At 66.6% G+C, this 19,694-nt stretch carries 16 protein-coding genes; 9 read left to right on the top strand and 7 right to left on the bottom strand.

From position 1 onward, the window contains the following. The first annotated feature begins 2 nt into the window (after window positions 1–2). Window positions 3–737 (top strand): 5-oxoprolinase subunit PxpB, encoded by a 735-nt coding sequence (pxpB, locus tag B5D62_RS30430; protein WP_231714999.1) that lies wholly within the window; start codon window positions 3–5, stop codon window positions 735–737. 175 nt (window positions 738–912) lie between these two features. Beyond that, entirely contained in the window at window positions 913–1,971 is a 1,059-nt protein-coding gene (locus tag B5D62_RS30425) for a 5-oxoprolinase subunit C family protein (RefSeq protein WP_085937848.1), read from the top strand. Between the two features lie 2 nt (window positions 1,972–1,973). Here the strand turns inward: B5D62_RS30425 and B5D62_RS30420 are convergent, their stop codons facing one another. Further along, window positions 1,974–2,909 (bottom strand): hypothetical protein, encoded by a 936-nt coding sequence (locus B5D62_RS30420; RefSeq protein ID WP_085937847.1) that lies wholly within the window; start codon window positions 2,907–2,909, stop codon window positions 1,974–1,976. Between the two features lie 202 nt (window positions 2,910–3,111). Between B5D62_RS30420 and B5D62_RS30410 the strand changes: the two genes are divergently transcribed. Together B5D62_RS30410 and B5D62_RS30405 are read left to right on the top strand one after the other, a co-directional pair. Next, window positions 3,112–5,766, top strand: coding sequence for an autotransporter outer membrane beta-barrel domain-containing protein (locus tag B5D62_RS30410; protein ID WP_170921233.1), 2,655 nt, complete (start codon window positions 3,112–3,114; stop codon window positions 5,764–5,766). Between the two features lie 189 nt (window positions 5,767–5,955). Next, window positions 5,956–7,506 carry an acyl-CoA carboxylase subunit beta gene (locus B5D62_RS30405; RefSeq protein WP_085937874.1) on the top strand — a complete coding sequence of 517 codons (1,551 nt, stop codon included), beginning with the start codon at window positions 5,956–5,958 and terminating at the stop codon, window positions 7,504–7,506. A 40-nt stretch (window positions 7,507–7,546) separates the two neighbouring features. On the opposite strand, the gene B5D62_RS30400 is transcribed toward B5D62_RS30405, so the two are convergent. Both B5D62_RS30400 and B5D62_RS30395 read right to left on the bottom strand, forming a co-directional pair. Beyond that, window positions 7,547–8,902, bottom strand: a complete 1,356-nt coding sequence (locus B5D62_RS30400) for a hypothetical protein (protein WP_085937845.1) — start codon at window positions 8,900–8,902, stop codon at window positions 7,547–7,549. An 11-nt stretch (window positions 8,903–8,913) separates the two neighbouring features. Beyond that, window positions 8,914–10,263: a hypothetical protein gene (locus tag B5D62_RS30395; RefSeq protein WP_085937844.1), complete on the bottom strand. Its 1,350-nt coding sequence runs from the start codon at window positions 10,261–10,263 to the stop codon at window positions 8,914–8,916. A gap of 108 nt (window positions 10,264–10,371) precedes the next feature. Between B5D62_RS30395 and B5D62_RS30390 the strand changes: the two genes are divergently transcribed. Further along, entirely contained in the window at window positions 10,372–11,181 is an 810-nt protein-coding gene (locus B5D62_RS30390; protein ID WP_170921232.1) for a class I SAM-dependent methyltransferase, read from the top strand. Between the two features lie 13 nt (window positions 11,182–11,194). Here the strand turns inward: B5D62_RS30390 and B5D62_RS30385 are convergent, their stop codons facing one another. Then, window positions 11,195–12,526, bottom strand: coding sequence for an MFS transporter (locus tag B5D62_RS30385; RefSeq protein WP_218191386.1), 1,332 nt, complete (start codon window positions 12,524–12,526; stop codon window positions 11,195–11,197). A gap of 192 nt (window positions 12,527–12,718) precedes the next feature. Between B5D62_RS30385 and B5D62_RS30380 the strand changes: the two genes are divergently transcribed. Both B5D62_RS30380 and B5D62_RS30375 read left to right on the top strand, forming a co-directional pair. After that, window positions 12,719–13,633 carry a dihydrodipicolinate synthase family protein gene (locus B5D62_RS30380; protein WP_085937842.1) on the top strand — a complete coding sequence of 305 codons (915 nt, stop codon included), beginning with the start codon at window positions 12,719–12,721 and terminating at the stop codon, window positions 13,631–13,633. Between the two features lie 74 nt (window positions 13,634–13,707). Next, window positions 13,708–14,538, top strand: coding sequence for an IclR family transcriptional regulator (locus B5D62_RS30375; RefSeq protein ID WP_231714998.1), 831 nt, complete (start codon window positions 13,708–13,710; stop codon window positions 14,536–14,538). Between the two features lie 24 nt (window positions 14,539–14,562). Here the strand turns inward: B5D62_RS30375 and denD are convergent, their stop codons facing one another. Then, window positions 14,563–15,561, bottom strand: a complete 999-nt coding sequence (gene denD / locus B5D62_RS30370) for a D-erythronate dehydrogenase (protein WP_085937841.1) — start codon at window positions 15,559–15,561, stop codon at window positions 14,563–14,565. 70 nt (window positions 15,562–15,631) lie between these two features. Between denD and B5D62_RS30365 the strand changes: the two genes are divergently transcribed. Beyond that, complete coding sequence (locus B5D62_RS30365) at window positions 15,632–16,309, top strand: endonuclease/exonuclease/phosphatase family protein (RefSeq protein WP_231714997.1); 678 nt, start codon at window positions 15,632–15,634, stop codon at window positions 16,307–16,309. Window positions 16,310–16,389: 80 nt separating this feature from the next. After that, the gene (locus B5D62_RS30360) at window positions 16,390–17,115 is read left to right on the top strand and encodes a CBS domain-containing protein (protein ID WP_085937839.1); all 726 of its coding nucleotides are present in this window, start codon (window positions 16,390–16,392) and stop codon (window positions 17,113–17,115) included. Between the two features lie 30 nt (window positions 17,116–17,145). Here B5D62_RS30360 and B5D62_RS30355 read toward each other — a convergent pair whose 3' ends face one another. Together B5D62_RS30355 and B5D62_RS30350 are read right to left on the bottom strand one after the other, a co-directional pair. Then, the gene (locus B5D62_RS30355) at window positions 17,146–18,171 is read right to left on the bottom strand and encodes an arginine deiminase family protein (RefSeq protein ID WP_085937871.1); all 1,026 of its coding nucleotides are present in this window, start codon (window positions 18,169–18,171) and stop codon (window positions 17,146–17,148) included. Between the two features lie 103 nt (window positions 18,172–18,274). Further along, window positions 18,275–19,693 (bottom strand): phospholipase D-like domain-containing protein, encoded by a 1,419-nt coding sequence (locus B5D62_RS30350; RefSeq protein WP_231714996.1) that lies wholly within the window; start codon window positions 19,691–19,693, stop codon window positions 18,275–18,277. Window position 19,694 lies beyond the last annotated feature (1 nt).

Here is a 19,694-nt window from a genome sequence, read left to right as displayed (position 1 = left end):
TTGTGAGCGTACGGTATCTTTCCTGCGGCGACACGGCCTTCACGGTCGAATTCGGCAACGAAATCTCGCCCCAGATCAACGGTCAGGTCATGGCCCTGCATGCGGCGATCGACGAAGCCAAGGGCGCAGGCCAGCTTCCCGGCGTGGTCGAGACGGTGCCCACCATGCGTTCGCTGATGGTCACCTATGATCCCGTGTCCACCTCGCGCTCGGCGCTGCAGCCCGAGATCGATGCCTTGATCGCACGCGGCCTGCCGGTGGGCGGCAAGACGCGGCGCGTGACCGTCCCCTGCTGCTACGATGGCGAGGAATTCGCGCCCGACCTGGCCGAGGTGGCGGAACGCACCGGGAAGACGCCGGACCAGGTGATCGAGGCGCACCTGAAATCCGCCTTCAAAGTCTACGTCCTGGGCTTCATGCCCGGCCTCGCCTATATCGCCGGCCTCGATGCCGGCCTCTACCTGCCGCGCCGCAGCCAGCCGCGCGTGCGCGTGCCGCGCTCCTCGGTCGCCATCGCCATGGACATGACCACGATCTATCCGTTCGAGAGCCCGGGCGGCTGGCACCTGATCGGCCGCACACCGCTCTGGATGTTCGACCAGCGCCGCGAGCAGCCCGTGTTCCTGGCGCCGGGCGACTCACTCAGTTTCGAGCGCATCGATCGCGCCACCTTCGATCGCCTCGCGCGCGAGGTCGAGGCCGGCACGCTCGACTGGTCGACCCTGGTGACGGCATGACCGGGTCTTCGTCCCATCGCCTGCTGGGCTGGGGGCGCGCCACCCCACAAGCGGAGCTGAGCTCCGCCCGTGTGGCGCGATCTTCTTTTGCCGCGACAAAGACGCGCCGCTGGAGTGGCGCGCCCTCGGCCCAAAATCGAATCAGCCTTACTCCGACATGTCCAAGGACGCTGCCATGAGCGCGGCATTGAAGGTCGTTCGGCCGGGACTGTTCGACACGCTGCAGGACATGGGTCGCACCGGCTACATGGCGCTCGGCATGCCGACCGCCGGCGCCATGGACCGGATCGGCCTCGTGTTGGCCAACGCGCTGGCCGGCAACAAGCCCGGCACGGCGGGACTCGAGATCGGCGTCATGGGTCCCGACCTGCTGGTCGAGGCGGACTCGGTGCGCGTCGCGCTGGTCGGGCCGCTCTCGCCCTCGCTGATCGACGGTCCCGACGCGCCTCCCAAGCCACTCGACTCCGACCGCTCGCATCTCCTGAAGCGCGGACAGATTCTCAAGGTCGGCATGGTCGAGGGATCGAGCACGGCCTATCTCGCGGTGTCGGGCGGCTTCGCCCTGCCCGCCTTCATGGGCAGCCTCTCCACCTATGCCCGCGCCGGGATCGGCGGCTTCGACGGCCGCAAGCTGTCGGCCGGGGACACGCTGCCGCTTGCGCAGACGGATGTACCCGCGCGTGACGAGCGCAAGCTCGCCCAGCCGTTCGACTACGGCAAGGGACCGGTCCGCATCGTGTGGGGTCCGCAGGAAGAGTACTTCAGCGAGCAGGGTCGCAAGACCTTCGTCGAGGCGGAGTACCGCGTCTCCAAGGAAGCGGACCGCATGGGCATCCGCTTCGAGGGCCCGGTGATCGAGCATGCCACGCCGCCGGCCAAGGGCGGCGCCGACATCATCTCCGACGGCATCGCGCCCGGTGCCATCCAGGTGCCAGGGGCCGGCCTGCCGATCGTGCTGCTGGCCGACCGCCAGACCGTGGGTGGCTATCCCAAGATCGCGACCGTTGCGTCGGTCGACCTGCCGCGGCTGGGACGCCTGCTGCCGGGCCAGGTCGTGCGCTTCACGGCCGTCACGGTCGAGGAGGCGGAGACGCTGCGGCGCGACCAGGAAGCGCGCGTCGCCCGCACCATCGCCGATTTCCAGCCGGCGCTTCCCGCCGGCGGCATCGATCTCGCACGTCTCTACGAAGAGAACCTGATCGACGGCGTCGTGTACGAGCCGCTCGCGCTGTGAGGTCAGGCTGCGCTGGCGGCGTAGTTGAGCCAGCCGCGATCGAACAGGTCGACCATCGCACGATAGGCGACCGCCGGAACCTGATCGAAGCCTCGACCTCCGCCAGAAAGGAAGGCGGTGAGGCAGGCATCGGCGGCCGCCAGATCGTCGATGCGCAGGCCGAGGCCGGTCAGATCCTCGGCGAGAGACGCCTGCGAGGGCACATAGGCATCGATCGACTGCAGGCGCCTGCTGGCCTGCGGCAGGCGCACCATGACGACGCGCGACACGGAGGGCTGCGCATCGGGCCCGATCAGCGCGGTACCGCACATCAGGCCACCCAACACGCTGGCCGGCGGCGTCGCCGGGAACAGGCAGAAGTTCACGAACTGCGCCACGCCCGTCGCGTCGCTGACTTCGACCCGAAGCGCGCGCTTGTCGACCGTCATCGCCCCGTCGAGCTGCATGCGCCCGGTCGGCAAGACCTCGCCATAGCTGACGGACAGGCGATTGGGACCGAACTCGGCGCCGACGGAGAGCTCGCCACGGATCATGCGGCCGCGGAAGTAGGGCGACCAGGCGTACGAATAGCAGACGAACGTGCCGACCAAGGAAAGGCCCGGGCCCTGTCGGGCATTCGCATGGGTCGAGGTAGCGAGACTGTCCAGCAATTCGGCTCGGCTTCGGCCGTGGCGCTGTGCGATCTCATCGACGAACTCGTCGAGATCGCAATCGGCGATCCAACTTCCTGGCTTTTCGAGGTCGAGCACCTTGGCCCAGTCGTCATAGACCTGCCGCTCGCGCGGCGCGGCGCGGCCCTGCAGCCACTTGTCGGCCCGACCGACATCGAACGACGTCTTCGCATTGACACGACGGAACGCCGCGGCGAGATCCTTGCGTGCGACCGCGCCAACGGCGGTCGCCGTCAGGCGTAGTTTCCGGTCAATTTGCCGAGCCACTCGAACGCAACCTCAAGCTAGTCACACACATTTTGCCAGTCACACACGTTTTGACTGTAGGCATAATCGAGTGGAAATTCCGTAGAATTCCACGGAACTTCCATCCGACATGGCTGCGACCCAACAGCCTGTCTCGGCATCTTCCCACGCACTGAATCGACAACAGCGGACGCTTCCCCCAAGGGGCGGCGGGAAGACTGCCATGCATCGGAATCGCCTTTTGCCGTCGGTCGCGGCCGTTCTCCTTACCGCGTCCATGCCGGCGCCTGCTTCTGCCGACGGCGGCGCGGGCGGCGCCAGCACCGGCTATTCGGGTGGCGCGGGAGGGACCGGTTATGGGGGTGCCGCCGGTCAGAACGGCCCGGGGGCTGGCGCCGGTGGCGGTGGCGGTGGCGGCGCCGGAGGCGGGACAGGCGGCGCCGGAGGGGGGTGGAGCGGCGCGACTTCACCCGGAGGCGCCGGAGGAAGCTCGAGCGGCTCGAACGGCCAGGACGCGCCGAACGCCAGAGCTTTGATCGGCGGCGGCGGTGGTGGTGGCGGCGGCAACGGCAATGGGGCCGGGACGGCGACAGTCGCCAACAGCGGCACCATGACGGGTGGTTCGGGGGGCAGAGGCGGAAACGGCGGCGATGAAAGCGGCGGCGGCGGCGGCGGTGCCGGCGGCTATGGCGCCATCGTCACCGGCACGGCCGCCAGTTCCAACTCCGGCACCATCCAGGCCGGCGCCGGCGGCGCCGGCGGCGCCGGCCGGGCTAGCACCGGTCACGGCGGCAACGGCGGCGACGGCGGCATCGGCGTGCTGTTCACGAACTCGAGCGCCACCGTGGTCACCTTCACCAATACCGGGACCGTCTCCGGCGGCGATGCCGGTGCCGCCGGCGGCGCGGATGTCAGCAGCCAGCACGGCAGCAACGGCGCGGCCGGTGTCGGCATCGTGGGCAAAAACCTCACCGTCATCAATTCTGGTACGATCGCGGGCGGCACGAACGTAGGCGGCGGCTCCGCCAATGCCGTCACCTTCACCGGCGGCAACAACACGCTGCAGCTCCGGGCCGGCTCGACCGTCACCGGCAACGTCGTCGACCAGACCGGCAACGGCACCTTCCAGCTCGGCGGCTCCAGCAGCTCGAGCCTGGCTGTCTCGACCATTGGCGCCGCCGCGCAATACCAGGGCTTCTCGACGTTCCAGTCGGTCGGCAGCGGCACCTGGACGCTCACCGGAACCAACAACTCGACCATGAGCTGGGCCGTGAACTCGGGCTCGCTGCTGGTCAACGGCTCGATGACCGGCACCAACTTCACCGTGAACTCCGGCGGCCTGCTGAGCGGCAGCGGCACCATCGGCAGCACCACCGTCAACTCGGGAGGCACCGTCCAGCCCGGAGACACCTACGTGACCCTCAATATCGTCGGCGCTTTCACCCAGGGCTCGGGCTCGACCTACGCACCCTCGGTCAATGCCGCCGGCCAGTCCGACCGGATCAACGTCACCGGCACCGCCACCATCCAGACCGGCGCCACCGTCTCGGTGCAGGCCGCAAGCGGCAGCTACGCGCGCAACACCACCTACACCATCCTCACCGCCACCGGCGGTGTCACCGGCACCTACTCCCGCGTCACCAGCAACCTGGCTTTCCTGACGCCGTCGCTCAGCTACGACACCGACAATGTCTATCTGACGCTGCTCTCCTCCGGCACTTCGTTCCGGAGCGGCGCCCGCACCGGCAACCAATTCGCCGTGGGCGCGGTGCTCGACCGGCAAAACGCCGGCGCCACCGGCGACTTCGCCACCGTATTGAACGCGCTCTATGCGCTCGACACGGTGCAGGGGCCGAAGGCACTCGATGCGATCAGCGGACAGCCGATCGCCAACTTCGGCACGACCAACGCGGCGATGAGTTCGGCCGTGATGAACACCATCGGCAACACGCTGGCCAGCTTCCACGGCGGCATGTCCGGCGGTAGCCACGTCGCCATGGCGAACGGCGGCGCCGACGGTTCGTGCGACTTCACCTGCGACGCCGACCCTCAAAAGTACGGTGCCTGGATCAGCGGCGTCGGCGGCATGGGCAGCGTGCTGGGCAATACCAATTCCGCCACCCTCACCTACAGCATGGGTGGAACCGCCGTCGGCGCCGACTATGCTTTCAGCCAGCAGTTCAAGCTTGGCATCGGCGCCAGCTACGTCGGCGGCACCCAGTGGGTCAATGGTTTCAGCGGCAACAGCACATCGGATGCCGTCTCGGGCTTCCTCTATGCCTCCTACGACCCAGGCAAGCTCTACGTCGACGGCATGGCGGGGTACACCTACGCCAACAACCGCTCCAACCGCAGCATCGTCATCCCCGGGTTGGCGCCGCGCATCGCCATCGGCTCGACCGTCGCCAACCAGTTCATGGCCCAGCTCGAGACCGGCTACAAGGTGGACCTCATCCCCGCTCTCGCCGCAACACCCTTCGCCCGCCTGCAGGGCTCGACCACCAGCCAGAACGGCTTCACCGAGTCGGGTGCCGACTCGCTCAATCTCGCCGTCGCCGGCCAGACCACCAACTCGCTGCGCACGACGCTCGGTGCCGACTTCTCCGCCAGCATCGCCCACATGGACTTCGACGTCCGTCTGGGCTGGGAGCACGAGAATGCCGACACCGGTCGGCCGATGACCGCCAGCTTCGCCGGCGCGCCGGGCAATGCCTTCACCGTGTACGGCGCAACGCCGCAACGCGACTCCGCCGTCGTCGGCTTCGCCTTCAAGACCGTTATCGCCGAAGCGACCGAACTCTATGCCCGCTACGACGGTGAGATCTCCGTCGGCAGCAACAACAACGCCTTCACCCTCGGGTTGCGCATGACCTGGTGATGGTACCGCGCCCGCCGACCGCGACATCCCTTTGATCCTACGACGCACCCGCTGTCATGCGGCTCGATCCTCTGCCGCTCCAATTACCCGCATAACATTCGAGGGTCGGAACGCCGCGATGGCTCCTGCCCCGCACGATTGCTAGGACTGCAGGAAGACAACGGCACCAACGACACCGAGGAAGCGACCATGAGCTGGCAACCGGAGATGGATGAGCTGCGCCGCCGTCAGGAGATGACGAAGCAGATGGGCGGCGCAGACAAGGTGAAGCGCCAGCACGATGCCGGCCGCCTGACGGTGCGCGAGCGCATCGATCGGCTGGTCGATGCCGGCTCGTTCCGCGAGATCGGCAGCGTCGCCGGCAAGGCCGAGTACGACGGCCGCAACGATCTCGTCCATCTCATGCCGGCCAATAGCGTGATGGGCCGGGCCCGCATCGACGGCCGGCCGGTGGCGGTGACCGGCGACGACTTCACGGTGCGCGGCGGGTCGGCCGACGCCACCATCAAGGAAAAGGCGATCTATATCGAGCGCTATGCCAACCAATATCGCGTGCCGCTGATCCGCATGATCGAAGGCTCGGGCGGCGGCGGCTCGGTGAAGACGATCGAGACCACCGGCCGGGCCAACGTGCCGGGCGTCAGCGGCTGGGAATGGGTCGTGCGCAACATGGGCGCGGTGCCGACGGTCGGCCTCGGCCTCGGCTCGGTGGCGGGATTGGGCGCCGCCCGGCTTGCCGCCACCCATTATTCGGTGATGGTGAAGGAGATCTCGGCAATGTTCGTGGCCGGCCCACCGGTCGTGAACCGCCTCGGGCCGCGCCAGTTCGACAAGCAGGATCTGGGCGGCTGGGAGATCCAGCTGCGCGCCGGCGCCATCGACGAGGCGGCCGACAGCGAGGACGAGGCGTTTGCGCTGACGCGCCGCTTCCTGTCCTACCTGCCCTCCTCCGTTTACGACGTGCCCGCGCGCGGACCGCGAACCGACGATCCCGCGCGCCGCGAGGAGTCGCTGTTCCAAGCCATCCCGCGCGAGACGCGCAAGGTCTATCGCATCCGCCCGATCGTCGAGAAGATCGTCGACCAGGGCTCGCTGTTCGAGATGGGCAGGCTGTACGGTCGTTCCGTCATGACGGCCTTCGCCCGCATCGATGGCTGGCCGGTCGCCGTGATGGCGAGCGATCCGATGTTCTATGGCGGCGGCTGGACTGCCGACACCTGCCAGAAGGTGTCACGCTTCCTCGACATGGCCGAGACCTTCCATCTGCCGGTGGTCTATTTCTGCGACTGCCCCGGCTTCCTGATCGGCCTCGAGGCCGAGAAGACCGGCGTCATCCGCCAGGGCGTCCGCGCCATGTCGGCCATGTTCCAGACCACCGTGCCGTGGTGCACCTTCATCATCCGCAACGCCTTCGGCGTCGCCGGCGCCGCGCACCAGAACGGCTCGCGTTTGAACTGGCGCTATGCCTGGCCGTCGGGGCGCTGGGGATCGCTACCGCTCGAGGGCGGCATCGAAGCGGCCTATCGCGCCGATCTCGACGCCGCGCCCGATCGCAGCGCCAAGATGGCGGAGATCGAGGACCGGCTGAACAAGCTGCGCTCGCCCTTCCGCAGCGCCGAGACCTTCTGGATCGAGGAGATCATCGATCCGCGCGATACGCGTCAGATCCTGTGCGAGTTCGTCGAGCTCGCCGCACCGCTGCGCACGCCCGGCCCCAGCCAGCACGGCATGCGCCCCTGAGCGAAGCAACCGCGCGCTTCCCGCGCGCGGTCCGGAGACTTCACCGCCAGTTCAAGCCTTCCAGCCGAGGCACCAGCCCGCACGACGGCTCGAACGGCGGGTTGGTGCGATAGTCCTTGTCGACCACGACGATGCCCTGGCCCGGCGCGCTGCGCACCAGCGCGCTCAAGGCCGGATAGGTCCAGTCCTGGCTGAACAGGCGATAGGGCCATTGCTGCATCGGCAGGTCGTTGGCGCGCACGAGGCCGCCGTGACCGACGACCAGCCCGCGGAAATAGCCGAGATAATCGACCCACAGCCGGCTCAACACGAGATCAGGAATTGCCGCCACGAGCATCAAGGCTGACAGGGCAGACAGCAGACGCCGCGCCACGTCCGGCCGCCGCAATTCCTCGAACACCGCGGGCGGCCGCTTGCGCCAGCCCACATACATCCACATCGCGATCACGATGGCGAGCAGCATGCCGCCGGCCGCGGTGCGGGCGACGTAATGGGCCGGCGGGAACAGCATCGTCTCCGGCAGGACCGTCCGCAGCAGCGGCGTGACGGCCAGCAGCAGAGCGATCGCCGCCAGCAGGATGGTCGGACCACGCCCCTCCAGCCATCGCGGATACAGCAGGGAAACGACGACCAGAATGGCGAGGCCCGCCATCGGGATGACGAACTGCAGATTCTGCCAGAAGTCGAAGGTGGCGGCGCGCACACGCGCGAAATGCGGCAGGCTCCAGTATTCGATCACGGCCTGCGCCGAGACGAGCAGCGCCGAGGCAAAGGCCAGCGCGGCGACCAGCGCCAGAAGCTGAGCCACGGCATCGACCGGGCCCTTCTGTCGCGCCCGCCACAGCCGCCACAGGATCACCGCCGCCAGCAGCGGGCCGAAATAGATCATGGCCTCGTACGAAGCCTGGCACAGCGCCGCCAGGGCGCACAGTATCAGGCCGTCACGGCGATCGACGCCGCCGGTCAGTACGATCGCCATCGTCGCCATCACGGCGGCATAGGTGATGTTGTACTCGCCGACGATGAAGAAGCTGCACGGCAGATAGACGGCCGCCACAGCCGTCACGACCGCGCTCATCAGGGCCGGATCGTGCCGTACGCGGGCCAGCGCCAGGTGATAGAGCGCCGCCGGCCAGGCAAACAGCGAGGCCGAATAGGCAATCGCCAGCAGTCGCGTGTTGTGCACGCCGATCTCGGCCAGCAACAGGACCGGCGCCTGCGTCACCCAGGCGATGTGCGAGCGCTGCGGGTAGAAGTCGTGGAAGGTGCCGAACTCGAGCATGTTGGCCAGGAACGAGGCACCGTCCCAGAACAGGCCCCGGGCGATGACCGCGTTGAGCGCCACCAGTGCCCACAGCAGCAGCACCGTCAGTCGGTAAACGAAGGCGGACGACATCGGCTCGTTCGTCAGTCCCGCCAGAAGAAGCGGCCGAAATTGGGCGGGTCGTCGGGCGGAAACGGCAGCCAGCCGGAATAGCTGCGGGGCGGCGCGACCACGCCGTCGCCCGGTTTGGAGCGCAGCATCAGGCTCTGCGCCGGGAGCGTCCAGTTCTCGACCATGAACACCGTAGGCCGACGCGACAGCGGCGTGTCGTCGATGGCCACCACCCCCTTGTGAGTGACCACGACCTGGCGAAATGTATTCAGATAAGACTCCCAGATCAGCGTCAGCTGAATGTCAGAGGGAAGCGTGGCCAGCAACAACAGACAGGCGAACCCCAGCAGGCGCCGCCGCACCTGCTCACCCTGCAATATCTGCCGCAATCGCCAGCCGCGCAGACGCTGTGCGGTATAACACCAGATGAAGACGACCATCGTGGCGACGATCACGCCGCTCACCGTGCGGGCAACATACTGCGACTTGGCCTGGGGGCGGACCACCGTGTCGGTCAGCGCCAGCAGCGGCGACAGCGCCAGCACCAGCACGAAGATGTTGGCCCAGCGGTAGGGCTTCGACACGCCGAGCTGCTCCGGCCGCACCAACGCCCAGACCGCGATGACGAGCACGGGCACGACCGCCATGAGGAACTGCGGGTTCTGCCAGAAGTTCAGGGCCGTGTCGTAAGTCTCGTTGAGATGCGCCTCCGAATACGGATGTAGGACGGAATCGATGGCGACGACCATGCCCCCCAGGAAGCCGGCGGCGGCGGCGAGATGGAGCAGGCTCGGCAGCACGGGCCGAGGCCTGAAGCGCCAGACCTGCCACAGCGTCATCGCCGCCAGCAGGGGCCCGATATAGATGAACACCTCGTAGGTGCGGATCGCCAGGCCGCCGACCGCGGCGAGGAACAGCCCGTCCCGCACGGTCAGCCGCTCGGCGGTCGCGAGCCAGACGGCGACCGCCATGATGAGCCCGTAGGCGGTGTTGTACTCGCCCACAATGAAGAACGAGGTCGTCATGAAGACCAGCGCGATCGCCGTGATCACCACCGCCAACAGAACCGGCTCGTTGCGGGCCCGCACCAGGGCCAGGGTGTAGAACAGCGTCGGCAGGACGAACAGGCCAAGCGACAGCAGCCGGGCCAGCAGATGCAGGTCGGTGACCCCCAGCGTGACCGCCGTCATGATCGGCACCTGTGCGGCGACCATGGCATAGAGTCGCGGGGTGTAGAAATCGAAGAACTGCTCGTGCCGCGTGATGTTCATCAGGAACGCCGCCCCATCGACGAACAGCCCGCGGCAAAGCCAGCTGTGCCAGAGAGCCAGCGCCCAGATCAGTCCGATCGTTGCTCGGGATGCGAGGGTCGTTGAAGGCATCGGCAGGGATGCTCGGGCTCTACCCGAGCGCCGTCCGGGGCGCAAGACAGGATGGCTTGCAGCGTCCAAAGGGCGCTGTTAGCAAGTGGCCCGCGAAGAGGAATTCGGATGCTGAGTTGGGAGAAAATCGACGCGATTCCGGGCTGGTTCTCGTTCCAGTCGTTCTGCGTCTGGCGCGGCCTTCTGGATGAACAGGCGGAAACCAAGGGCGATCTGTTCGAAATCGGCGTCTGGAAGGGGCGATCCGCCTCGATGCTCGCCAACTACCGCAAGGGCGACGAAAAGCTGTTCCTGTGCGATCGCCGGCTCGACGAGGCCGAGATCAAGCAGTCGATCCGCTCCACCGGCATCGAGCCCGCCAACGTGCATCTGGTCGAGGCCTTCTCGATCGACCTGCCGGCCAAGCTCGATCTCAAGGCGATGCATCACACGGTGCGCTGGTGCCATATCGACGGCGAACACACCGGGACCGCGGTCTATCGCGAGCTCGAGCTCGCCAACCAGATCGTGAACCCGCAGGGCATTGTCGTGATCGACGATTTCTTCTCGACCCGCTACCCGGCCAACACGACCGAGGTGATCCGGTATCTGGAAAAGAACCCGTTCCACTTCCGCCTGCTGATGGTCGGCTTCAACAAGGCTTATCTGTGCCGGCCCGAGGCCCTGCCCCGCTACATGGACTTCATGGCGACCGGCATGCCGCGCTCGATGCGCAAGTACGGCTGGAAGGCGACGATCTACAAGACCACCGGCCCGTGGGACATGGACGCCGTCGGCATGGGCGAGTTCGTCGATGCGGCCGGCATCACGGTCGGCCCCGACGACGATCCGCATCACTGGCACATGATCGAAGCCCGCCACGTCTGGAGTCCGTGGCGGCATGTCCAGGAATTCCTGAGGAAGATCGTCGGACGCTGAGGCCGCGCCGGCGCTAACCCGCGCGGGCAGGTCGCAAGGCCAAGGTGCACGCGGCGGAGAGAAGCGCAATCGCCGTCATGAAGATCGCAATGGACGACGCACTGCCGTAGCGCGCCAGCAGCGCCGTCGCGATCAGCGGCGACAGTCCGCCGCCCAGGATCGGGCCGATCTGCTGCACCAGCGACAGGCCGCTATAGCGGATGCGCGCGGGGAACAGTTCCGAGAAGTAGGCTCCTTGCGCGCCGTAGACCGAGCCGTGGCCGATCGCGAGCCCCAGCGCGATCGCCAACCAGATCAGGCCCGTCTGGCCGCTGTCGATCATCAGGAAGAAGGGAAAGGCCAGCACCGCCTGGAACAGCATGCCGCCGATATAGACGGGGCGTCGTCCCAACCGGTCGGACAGCAGCCCGAACAGGGGCAGCGTCAGGCATTCGAGCGCGCAGCCAACCAGCACGCCGTTGAGGATCGTCCGTTGCGGCAATCCGAGCCTGGTCACGCAGTAGGTGATGGCGAACACGGCATAGATATTGAAGAGTCCGCTCTCGGCGATCTTCGCCCCGATGCCGAACAGGACGTTGCCACCGTGATCGCGCACGGCCTCCACCGCCGGCAGGGTGGCCCTCTTCTCCTCGCGCAGCACGCGCTGGAACGCCGGCGTTTCGGAGATCTGCACCCGGATGAACAGGCCGATGCCGACCAGCACGATGCTAAACAGGAAGGGCAGACGCCATCCCCAGGACAGGAAGACCTGATCCGACATCTCCGCCGACAGCACGCCCAGCAGCACGATGGGGATCAGGAAGCCGGCCGGCACGCCGACATGCACGAGCGCACTGTAGAAGCCGCGGCGGTCGGCCGGTGCATGCTCGACGGTCATGACCATGCCGCCGCCATACTCGCCGCCGATGCCGATACCTTGCAGCAGGCGTAGCGTCACCAGGCCGATGGGCGCCCAGACGCCGATTCTGTCGTAGGACGGCATCAATCCGATCAGGACGGTACCCAGCCCCATGATGAGGATGGTCGCCAGCAAGGCGGCCTTGCGGCCGACGCGGTCGCCGAAGTGGCCGAACAGGAGCCCGCCCAGCGGCCGGGCGCAGTAGCCCATGAAGAAGGTGGCGAAGGCAGCCAGCGAGCCCACCAGCGGATCGAAGGTGGGGAAGAATATCTTGTTGAACACCAGCGCGGTCGCGGTCGCGTAGAGGGTGAAGTCGTAATACTCGATCGTGTTGCCGATGGCGCTCGCCAGGGCGACCTTGGCGACATCGCCGGCCCGGGCCCTCGAAACGACGCTCCCTCGATCCGCGGCGGAGAGTCCCGACGCCATGTCCTGCTCGATTGCCATGGTTGTTTCCTCCGGTAACTGTATTGTCCATATTATGGACAATGTAGTTCGGACTCGATCCTACAGGTCAATCGATTTCGCCGCCTAAATTCCTCACAGCAGCATTAAAGTCGGGTTATTCTGAACGTTGACTGAGATATCGACGACGACGTACTGTCCGTATATTGGACATATAAACCGAAGGAGGATCGCTTGCAGACCACCCTCACGGGCATCATTCCGCCCATTCCCACGCCCTTCACTCCCGACGGCGAGATCGACGAAAAGGCGTTCCGCGGCCAGGTCCGCTTCCTGCTCGGCACGGGTGTCCATGGCGTCTGCGTCGGCGGCAGCACCGGCGAAGGCCATACGCTGACGGCGGACGAGTTCGAGCGGCTGATGACGATTTGCGCCGAAGAGGTGAACGGCAAGATCCCGCTGGTGGCCGGGATCATCGCCAACAGCACGCGCGAGGCTGTTCAGCGCGCCCGGCGGATCGAGAAGCTAAACGTCGCCGCCCTGCAGATCACGCCCGTGCATTACCTGTTCAAGCCCGACGACGCGGCAACGCTCGGCCACTTCAAGACGCTCACCGAATCGGTGAAGCCGCCGATCGTGATCTACAACGTGGTGCCCTGGAACTATCTCAGCCCCGCCCTGCTGGTGCGCATCATGCAGGAACTGCCGGGCGTGATCGGCGTGAAGCAGAGCGCCGGCGACCTCAAGCTGATGGCCGATCTGCTGCTCGATGTGCCGGCCGGCAAGGTCGTGCTGACCGCCGTCGACGCCCTGCTCTACCCGTCCTTCGCTCTGGGAGCGCACGGCACCATCGCAGCCAATCCGGCGGCGGCGCCGACCGCCTGCGTGGCGCTGTGGAACGCCGTGCAGCGCGGCGATCATCGCTCGGCACTCGAGCTGCACAAGCGGCTGCTGCGATTCTGGAACACGATCGTGGGCGACAATCTGCCGGCCTGCGTGAAGTACGCGCTGACGCTGCAGGGCTGCCCGTCCGGCGCGCCGCGCCAGCCGATGCCGGCTCCGTCGGAGGCGCAGAAGGCGGCGATCGCGCCGGCCCTGCGTCACCTGCTCGAGTTCGGCGGCGGCACGCTGTCGGTCGCGGCGGAATAGCCTCGGCCCGGCGCCGACATTGAAGCGATGCAGGGCATGGGCTATTCGAAGGTCCTGCCCTGCGGGTGAGGAGCGTGACCGAGGAAGCCGAAGACAAGCGCCAGAACGTCAAATCGCTGCTCAAGATGCTCGCCGTTCTGGAGTGCTTCTCCGCGACCGACCGCGAACTCTCGGTCCTTCAGATCGCCCAGCGTACCGGACTTCCGCGCACCACCGTGCATCGCCTGGTCGACAGCCTGCGGACGGTGGGCTTTCTCGATCAGGAGGCCAGCCGCGAGCGCTACCGGCTCGGGCTGAAGCTGTTCGAACTGGGCACCGCGGCCATCACCAATCTGCCGCTGTATCGCGAGGCGGGTCCGTTCGTGGACACGCTGGCCAAGCTGTCGGGCGAGATCGTGCATCTCTGCATCTTCGATGGCAGTCGCATGGTGTTCGTCGAGCAGGCGACCGACAAGGCGCGAGCGAACAACGTGGTCACGACCATGGAAGGCACGCCCTGCCACAGCACCGGCGTCGGCAAGGCGGCACTGGCCTTCCAGCCGCCGGCCGTGATCGAGCGCGTCATTGGCCTCGGCTTGCAGCCCTTCACCCGCAACACCATCGTCGATCCCGAGCGCCTGCGCGGTGAACTGGCCGATATCCGCGCTCGCGGATATGCGATCGACAATTGCGAGCACGAACCGGAAGTGCGCTGCGTCGCCGCGCCGATCCGCAATTCGACCGGCCGCGTGATCGCCGCGATCAGCGTCAGCGGCAATACCCGGCATGTCACGCCGGAGCGCGTTCCCGAGCTCGCCGAACTCGTCCTGTCGCACGCCCAGCTCATCTCGGTGCAGCTGGGCTATCAGCCGCCGCGCGAGCGGCCGGCTGTTCGTGACGAGGTCGAGCGGCCGAGAGCGCGCTGAGTCAGATCAAGCGCGCGTGATCTCTCACGGCTTCACGAGCTTCATCTGCTCGTCGAGGTCGTCGGCGATGAAGTTGCGCACGATCTCGTCGAGATCCCGGTCGACCTCGAAGCCGAGCTGACGCGACCGCGCCGAATCGATGCCCTGAGGCCAGCCGTCGCAAATCTTCTGGATCGCCGGATCGTGTTCCCACACGATCTTGCCGACCTTGCGGTTGCCGGCATGCGTCGTCACCGCCTGTTCGAGCTGCCGGGCGGTGACCTTGATCCCGTTCAGCAGCAGCGTGCGGCCGGGGCCGAAGGCGTCGGGCGGCAGGTCGTGCACGCGCAGGAAGGCGTCGACCGTCTTGCGGGGACTGAGCACCACCATCACCGTCTCGGGCGAGACAGGACAGACGACATCGACGCCCGTCAGCGGCTCGCGCACCACCGAACTGGCCCAGGTCGAGGCCGCCTTGTTGGGCAGGCCCGTGCGCACGCAGATGGTCGGCAGCCGCACCGCCGTGCCGCGCAGGAAGCCCTTGCGCGTATAATCCCGCACCAGGAACTCGCCGATCGATTTCTGGGCGCCATAGGAGGTTTGCGGCGTGAGCGGCGTATCGTCGGTGACCGCCGGCGGCAGGTCGCCGCCATAGGCGGCCAGCGAACTGGTGAAGACGACGCGCGGGTTGGTGCCGAGCGCCCGGCAGGCCTCGAGCACGTTGCGCGTGCCGTCGAGATTGACGCGATAGCCGAGGTCGAAATCGGCTTCCGCGCCCGCGCTCACCACCGCGGCAAAATGGAACACGGTCGATGCGCCCTGCACGATCGACTGCACCGTGGCGGAATTGGCGATGTCACCCGCGATCGTCCGGACGCGCGGATCCTCGAGCCCTGGCCCCGTCGCGCGCCCGACATCGAAAAGCACCAGCTCGTTCACCTTTTGCGGCTTGCCCTGGGCGTTGACGAGCGTGCCCTGCTGCAGAATGCGCCGTGCCAGCTTCTTGCCGAGGAATCCCGCTCCGCCGGTGATGACCACCTTCATGTCGCTTCCATCCCATGAATTTTCCGGCGGGAGTGTGCACAGAACGCCTCCAGCCGTCTATGTTCCCCACATGCGGATCATCAGCTGGAACCTGCTGCGCCTTGAAGGGGCGGCAGTTCAGGATGTGGCGGGCTTGCTCGAGCGCGAACGGCCCGACCTGCTCCTGATGCAGGAAGTCACGCAGCACATGGACACGCTGCCGGCGCTGGTTTCCGGCCACTATCACCGTCTGCCGTGGCCGGGCCGCATCCATGGCCTCGCCGCCTGGAGCCGTCATCATTTCGCCACACCGCAGGTGCTGCCGCTGCCCGCCTCCCCCCTGCCCGGCCGTTTGCCGCGACGGCGGGCACAGCTTGTGAAGCTGGGCGAGATCACCTTCGCCAACGTCCATCTGTCGCACGGGCAGCTGCTCAACCGCCGCCAGCTTCTGCGCATCGCCTCGGCCTTGCGCGGAACCCCCGCGGCGATCATCGGCGACTACAACGCGGTCGGTCCCAGCCTCATTCCCGGCTTCTCCGACGTCGGCCCGCGCGAGGCGACCCATTTCGGCGGCGACGTCGTGCCCTTTCGTCTCGACCGCTGCCTGGCGCATTGCCTGACCTGCACCTTCGCCGGCACTCTCGAATTCGGGCCGTCGGACCACAAGCCCATCGTGCTCGATCTGCAGGTGGCGGAAGCGCGGGTGCGTCACCGCGCCATGCAGCGCATGCGCCGTCGCCTGGCCGGCATCCGCGCGGCGTTCCGCTGAAAGGCCGCAGGGTTGATCCAGCACAAGACTCGCGCTCGAAGACCCTCTAGGGTTCGGCCCGCCAAACCGGGGGCTGAAGGATGCGCGCCAGCGACGTGATGAGCAAAGGGGTGGTTTCTGTTCCCGCCACCGCCACGATCTACGAAGCGGCGGAATTGCTGGTGAACACGCGCGTCAGCGGCATGCCGGTCATGGACGAGGACGGCACGATGGTCGGGATCGTGAGCGAAGGCGATCTGATCGGCCATATCGAGGCCGAGACGGAGGCCGAGCCCGGCCTGATGCACGAGATCGCCGACGACGCCGCGGCGGCGGCAGCCTATGTCAGAACCCATTCGCGCCGCGTGACCGATGTGATGACGCGAAATGTCGTCACCTGCCAGCAGGACACGCCGGTCGAAGAGATTGCCGCCCTCATGCTGCAACACAAGGTCAAGCGGATCGTGGTCATGGATGACGACAATGTCGTCGGCATGGTGAGCCGCATCAACCTCGTGCAGGCGCTGATCACGCGCAGCAACACGTCTCCGCAGCAGAAGACTCCTGTCGCGCCGCCACCCAGACCTCTCTCCGACGCCGAACTGCGACGCCACGTCGAGGAAGCCGTGAAGGCTCATCGCTGGTCGACGGCGCGGACCGAGGTCACGGTAAACGGCGGCATCGTGCATCTGTGGGGCGTGGTCGCCGACGAAGCCGTGCAGCGAGCCTATCGGGTCGCTGCCGAATCGGTGCCGGGTGTGAAGGACGTCATGGATCACACCCATGTGGTGCGGCCGCTGGCCCACCGCCGCCGCCTGATCTGGTAAGGCGCGACGCACAGACCGTTCCGCGGTCCGTCAGAGCTCGCGAACGATCGGATGATGGGAGCATCGCAGCCCGCCGGCCCATAGTGTCACGGCATCGTACTCGATCGTGTGCACGGTCACGTTCCGGGCCGACAGGGCCTCGGCGAGATGCGGCAGCCGCGCGTCGATGACGATCTCGCCCGGCCTCAACACCAGGCCGTTCCCGGCCAGATAATTGAGGGCCTCGAACTTGCTCACCTCGATCAGGTCCCACCCTTTCAGGATCTCCGGGATGCCGTGGGCGAACTGCTCGACAAGAACGATCGCCAGCCCTTCCCTGACCAGCGCCAGGCCATCGTCGAGATGCAGGACGTCCTGGGTCAGCGGAACGGGATGGACGCGATAGTCGTCTCCAAGATAGCGGGCAAGCCAACGGATGCCGGCCAGGGATGTCGCGGTCCTGCCGTTGTAGCCAACCAGGATGTCCTTCCCGAGCACGAACACGTCCCCGCCCTCCAGGTACAGGCCGGAAGACTGGTCTGCCGCGTCCTGATGCACGGGATATTGGAACGGCATGCCGACGATGCGGGCGTCGGTGCGCTCCGACAGCTGCGACAGGAGAGTCTGCAGACCGAATCTCTCCTTGTTGCGATAGGGCATTCGCAGATTCGTCTCGATGACGTTGTTGCCGATCACCACCATCGGGTCGCGGACGAAGATCTGCATGTTGACCGTCGAGAGCGAACTCCAGAGCGCGCGTTGTTCCGCGGTGAACAGCTCCGGTCGATGGACGATCACGCCTCGCGCTTCGAGAAAGCGGACGAGATGGTCCAGTTGCTCGACGGCGCGGCCATAGCTCTCGGGGTCGACCTGCTGCCAGAACTGGCCCGCCATCTCCCCCATTCGCGCCTTCGCGGCTTCCGGCGCATAATGGACCTGACGAGAGAAGTCCTGCGAATAGGTCGGCAGTTGAAGGTTCTCGGCCCGGCCGACGACGACTTCCTTGAGGACGCCGTACTCGTGGGTGACGTTCACCCGTCCGGAGAATGTTCCGGCTTCTCTTCGATCCGCACTCATGCTGCTCCAGAGCCGCTTTCGCCACATCCGAACCGTGTGACGGTCATCGTATTGTGGTGAGCATCAATCGAAGTTGATTCAGATCAACGGCTGATCGTTGGGCCTACAGGTAGGGCTGCAACAGCCGCGCCGCGCTGTTGCGCAGCCGCAGCGGCAATGGGTCGGAATCGAGCGTGGCGATATCGAGCAGCCGGCCGGCGCTCGTCGCCTCGTTGAGCTGGCGAGCGAAGTCCGGATCCTGGATCTCGACATTGAGCTCGAAATTGAGACGGAAACTGCGGGTGTCCCAGTTGGCGCTGCCGATCAACGACCAGCTCTCGTCGATAGTCATCAGCTTGGAATGGTCGAACGGTGCCGGTCGCAACCACACGCGGCACCCCGCCTCGAGAAGAGGGCGCATCGGCACGCGCCGTGCCCAGTCGAGGAAGACATGGTTGGAGTTTTCCGGCACGACGATGTCGACCGTGATGCCGCGCATGGCGGCAAGCCCGAGCGCCGTGGTCAGCACTTCCGGCGGCAGAAAGTAGGGCGTGACGACGCGGATCGACTGGCGCGCGCAGGAGATGGCGTGCAGCACCGCGAATTCGATCTTCTCGAGGTCTTCGTCCGGCCCCGACGTGACGGCGCGTGCCACGACGCTGCCGGCCGATCCGAGGTCGGGAAACCAGTCGTCGCTCAGGAGCTTCTCGCCGGTCGTGAACAGCCAGTCATCGGCGAAGGCCTCGACGAGCTGCTCGACCACCGGACCTTCGAGCTTGAAATGGGTGTCGCGCACCGGATGCGGCGGATTCGACGACATCAGGTTCTCGCCGCCGATATTGATGCCGCCAACATAGGCGACCCGACCGTCAACCACCATCAGCTTGCGGTGATTGCGCAGGTTCAAGAACGGCGTCCGCCAGGGAAAGTACGAATGGAGGAAGCGCGCTGCCGGCACGTCCAGCTGGCGCAGCCGGTTATAGGCGGCATTGCGGAAATAGCCGCTGCCGATGCCGTCGAGCAGCACGCGGACCTGGACTCCGCGATGTCGTGCCCGGGCCAGCGCCTCTATGAACGGCCGGCCGCCCACATCGTCACGGAAGATATAGCTGCAGAGTCCGATGCTGCGCTCGGCCTTCTCGATCGCCTCCAGCATCGCCGGATAGGCCTCGTCGCCGTTGCGCAGCGTCGCGGCGCTGTTGCCACGCTCGGCCGGCAGGCCGGTCAGGCGCCCGAGTGCATATTCCAGCGGCGTCAGCGGATTGGCGCCGGGGTCGGTCGAAGGCGTCTCGTCGACGACGAAGACATGCGAGCGTTCGCGGCGCAGCCGCTTGGCGCGCCGCTTCACGCGGTTCACGCCCATGGCGAAATAGAGCAGGCCGCCGATGAACGGCGACAGCCAGGCAATGCCGATCCACGATACCGCGGCACCGACATTGCGCTTGTAGAGCAGAACGTGGATCGTCACCCAGCCCGCGATGGCGACATGCGCCACCGCGGCAGCTTCAGTGATCAACCAAGCCAGATGGCCGCTGGAAGTCACA

The organism is Enhydrobacter aerosaccus (assembly GCF_900167455.1).
Taxonomy (GTDB): domain Bacteria; phylum Pseudomonadota; class Alphaproteobacteria; order Reyranellales; family Reyranellaceae; genus Reyranella; species Reyranella aerosaccus.
The sequence above is the reverse complement of the archived record's forward strand: the minus strand, read 5'-3'. Positions and strand labels throughout refer to the sequence as shown.

Excerpts from the sequence above, each read along its gene's own strand:
- denD (WP_085937841.1), bottom strand. The coding sequence starts at position 15,561 with ATGAAGGTGGTCATCACCGGCGGAGCGGGATTCCTCGGCAAGAAGCTG.
- B5D62_RS30355 (WP_085937871.1), bottom strand. The coding sequence starts at position 18,171 with ATGAGTGCGGATCGAAGAGAAGCCGGAACATTCTCCGGACGGGTGAAC.
- B5D62_RS30385 (WP_218191386.1), bottom strand. The coding sequence starts at position 12,526 with ATGGCAATCGAGCAGGACATGGCGTCGGGACTCTCCGCCGCGGATCGA.
- B5D62_RS30395 (WP_085937844.1), bottom strand. The coding sequence starts at position 10,263 with ATGCCTTCAACGACCCTCGCATCCCGAGCAACGATCGGACTGATCTGG.
- B5D62_RS30365 (WP_231714997.1), top strand. The coding sequence starts at position 15,632 with ATGCGGATCATCAGCTGGAACCTGCTGCGCCTTGAAGGGGCGGCAGTT.
- B5D62_RS30410 (WP_170921233.1), top strand. The coding sequence starts at position 3,112 with ATGCATCGGAATCGCCTTTTGCCGTCGGTCGCGGCCGTTCTCCTTACC.
- B5D62_RS30360 (WP_085937839.1), top strand. The coding sequence starts at position 16,390 with ATGCGCGCCAGCGACGTGATGAGCAAAGGGGTGGTTTCTGTTCCCGCC.
- B5D62_RS30390 (WP_170921232.1), top strand. The coding sequence starts at position 10,372 with ATGCTGAGTTGGGAGAAAATCGACGCGATTCCGGGCTGGTTCTCGTTC.
- B5D62_RS30405 (WP_085937874.1), top strand. The coding sequence starts at position 5,956 with ATGAGCTGGCAACCGGAGATGGATGAGCTGCGCCGCCGTCAGGAGATG.
- B5D62_RS30400 (WP_085937845.1), bottom strand. The coding sequence starts at position 8,902 with ATGTCGTCCGCCTTCGTTTACCGACTGACGGTGCTGCTGCTGTGGGCA.
- B5D62_RS30425 (WP_085937848.1), top strand. The coding sequence starts at position 913 with ATGAGCGCGGCATTGAAGGTCGTTCGGCCGGGACTGTTCGACACGCTG.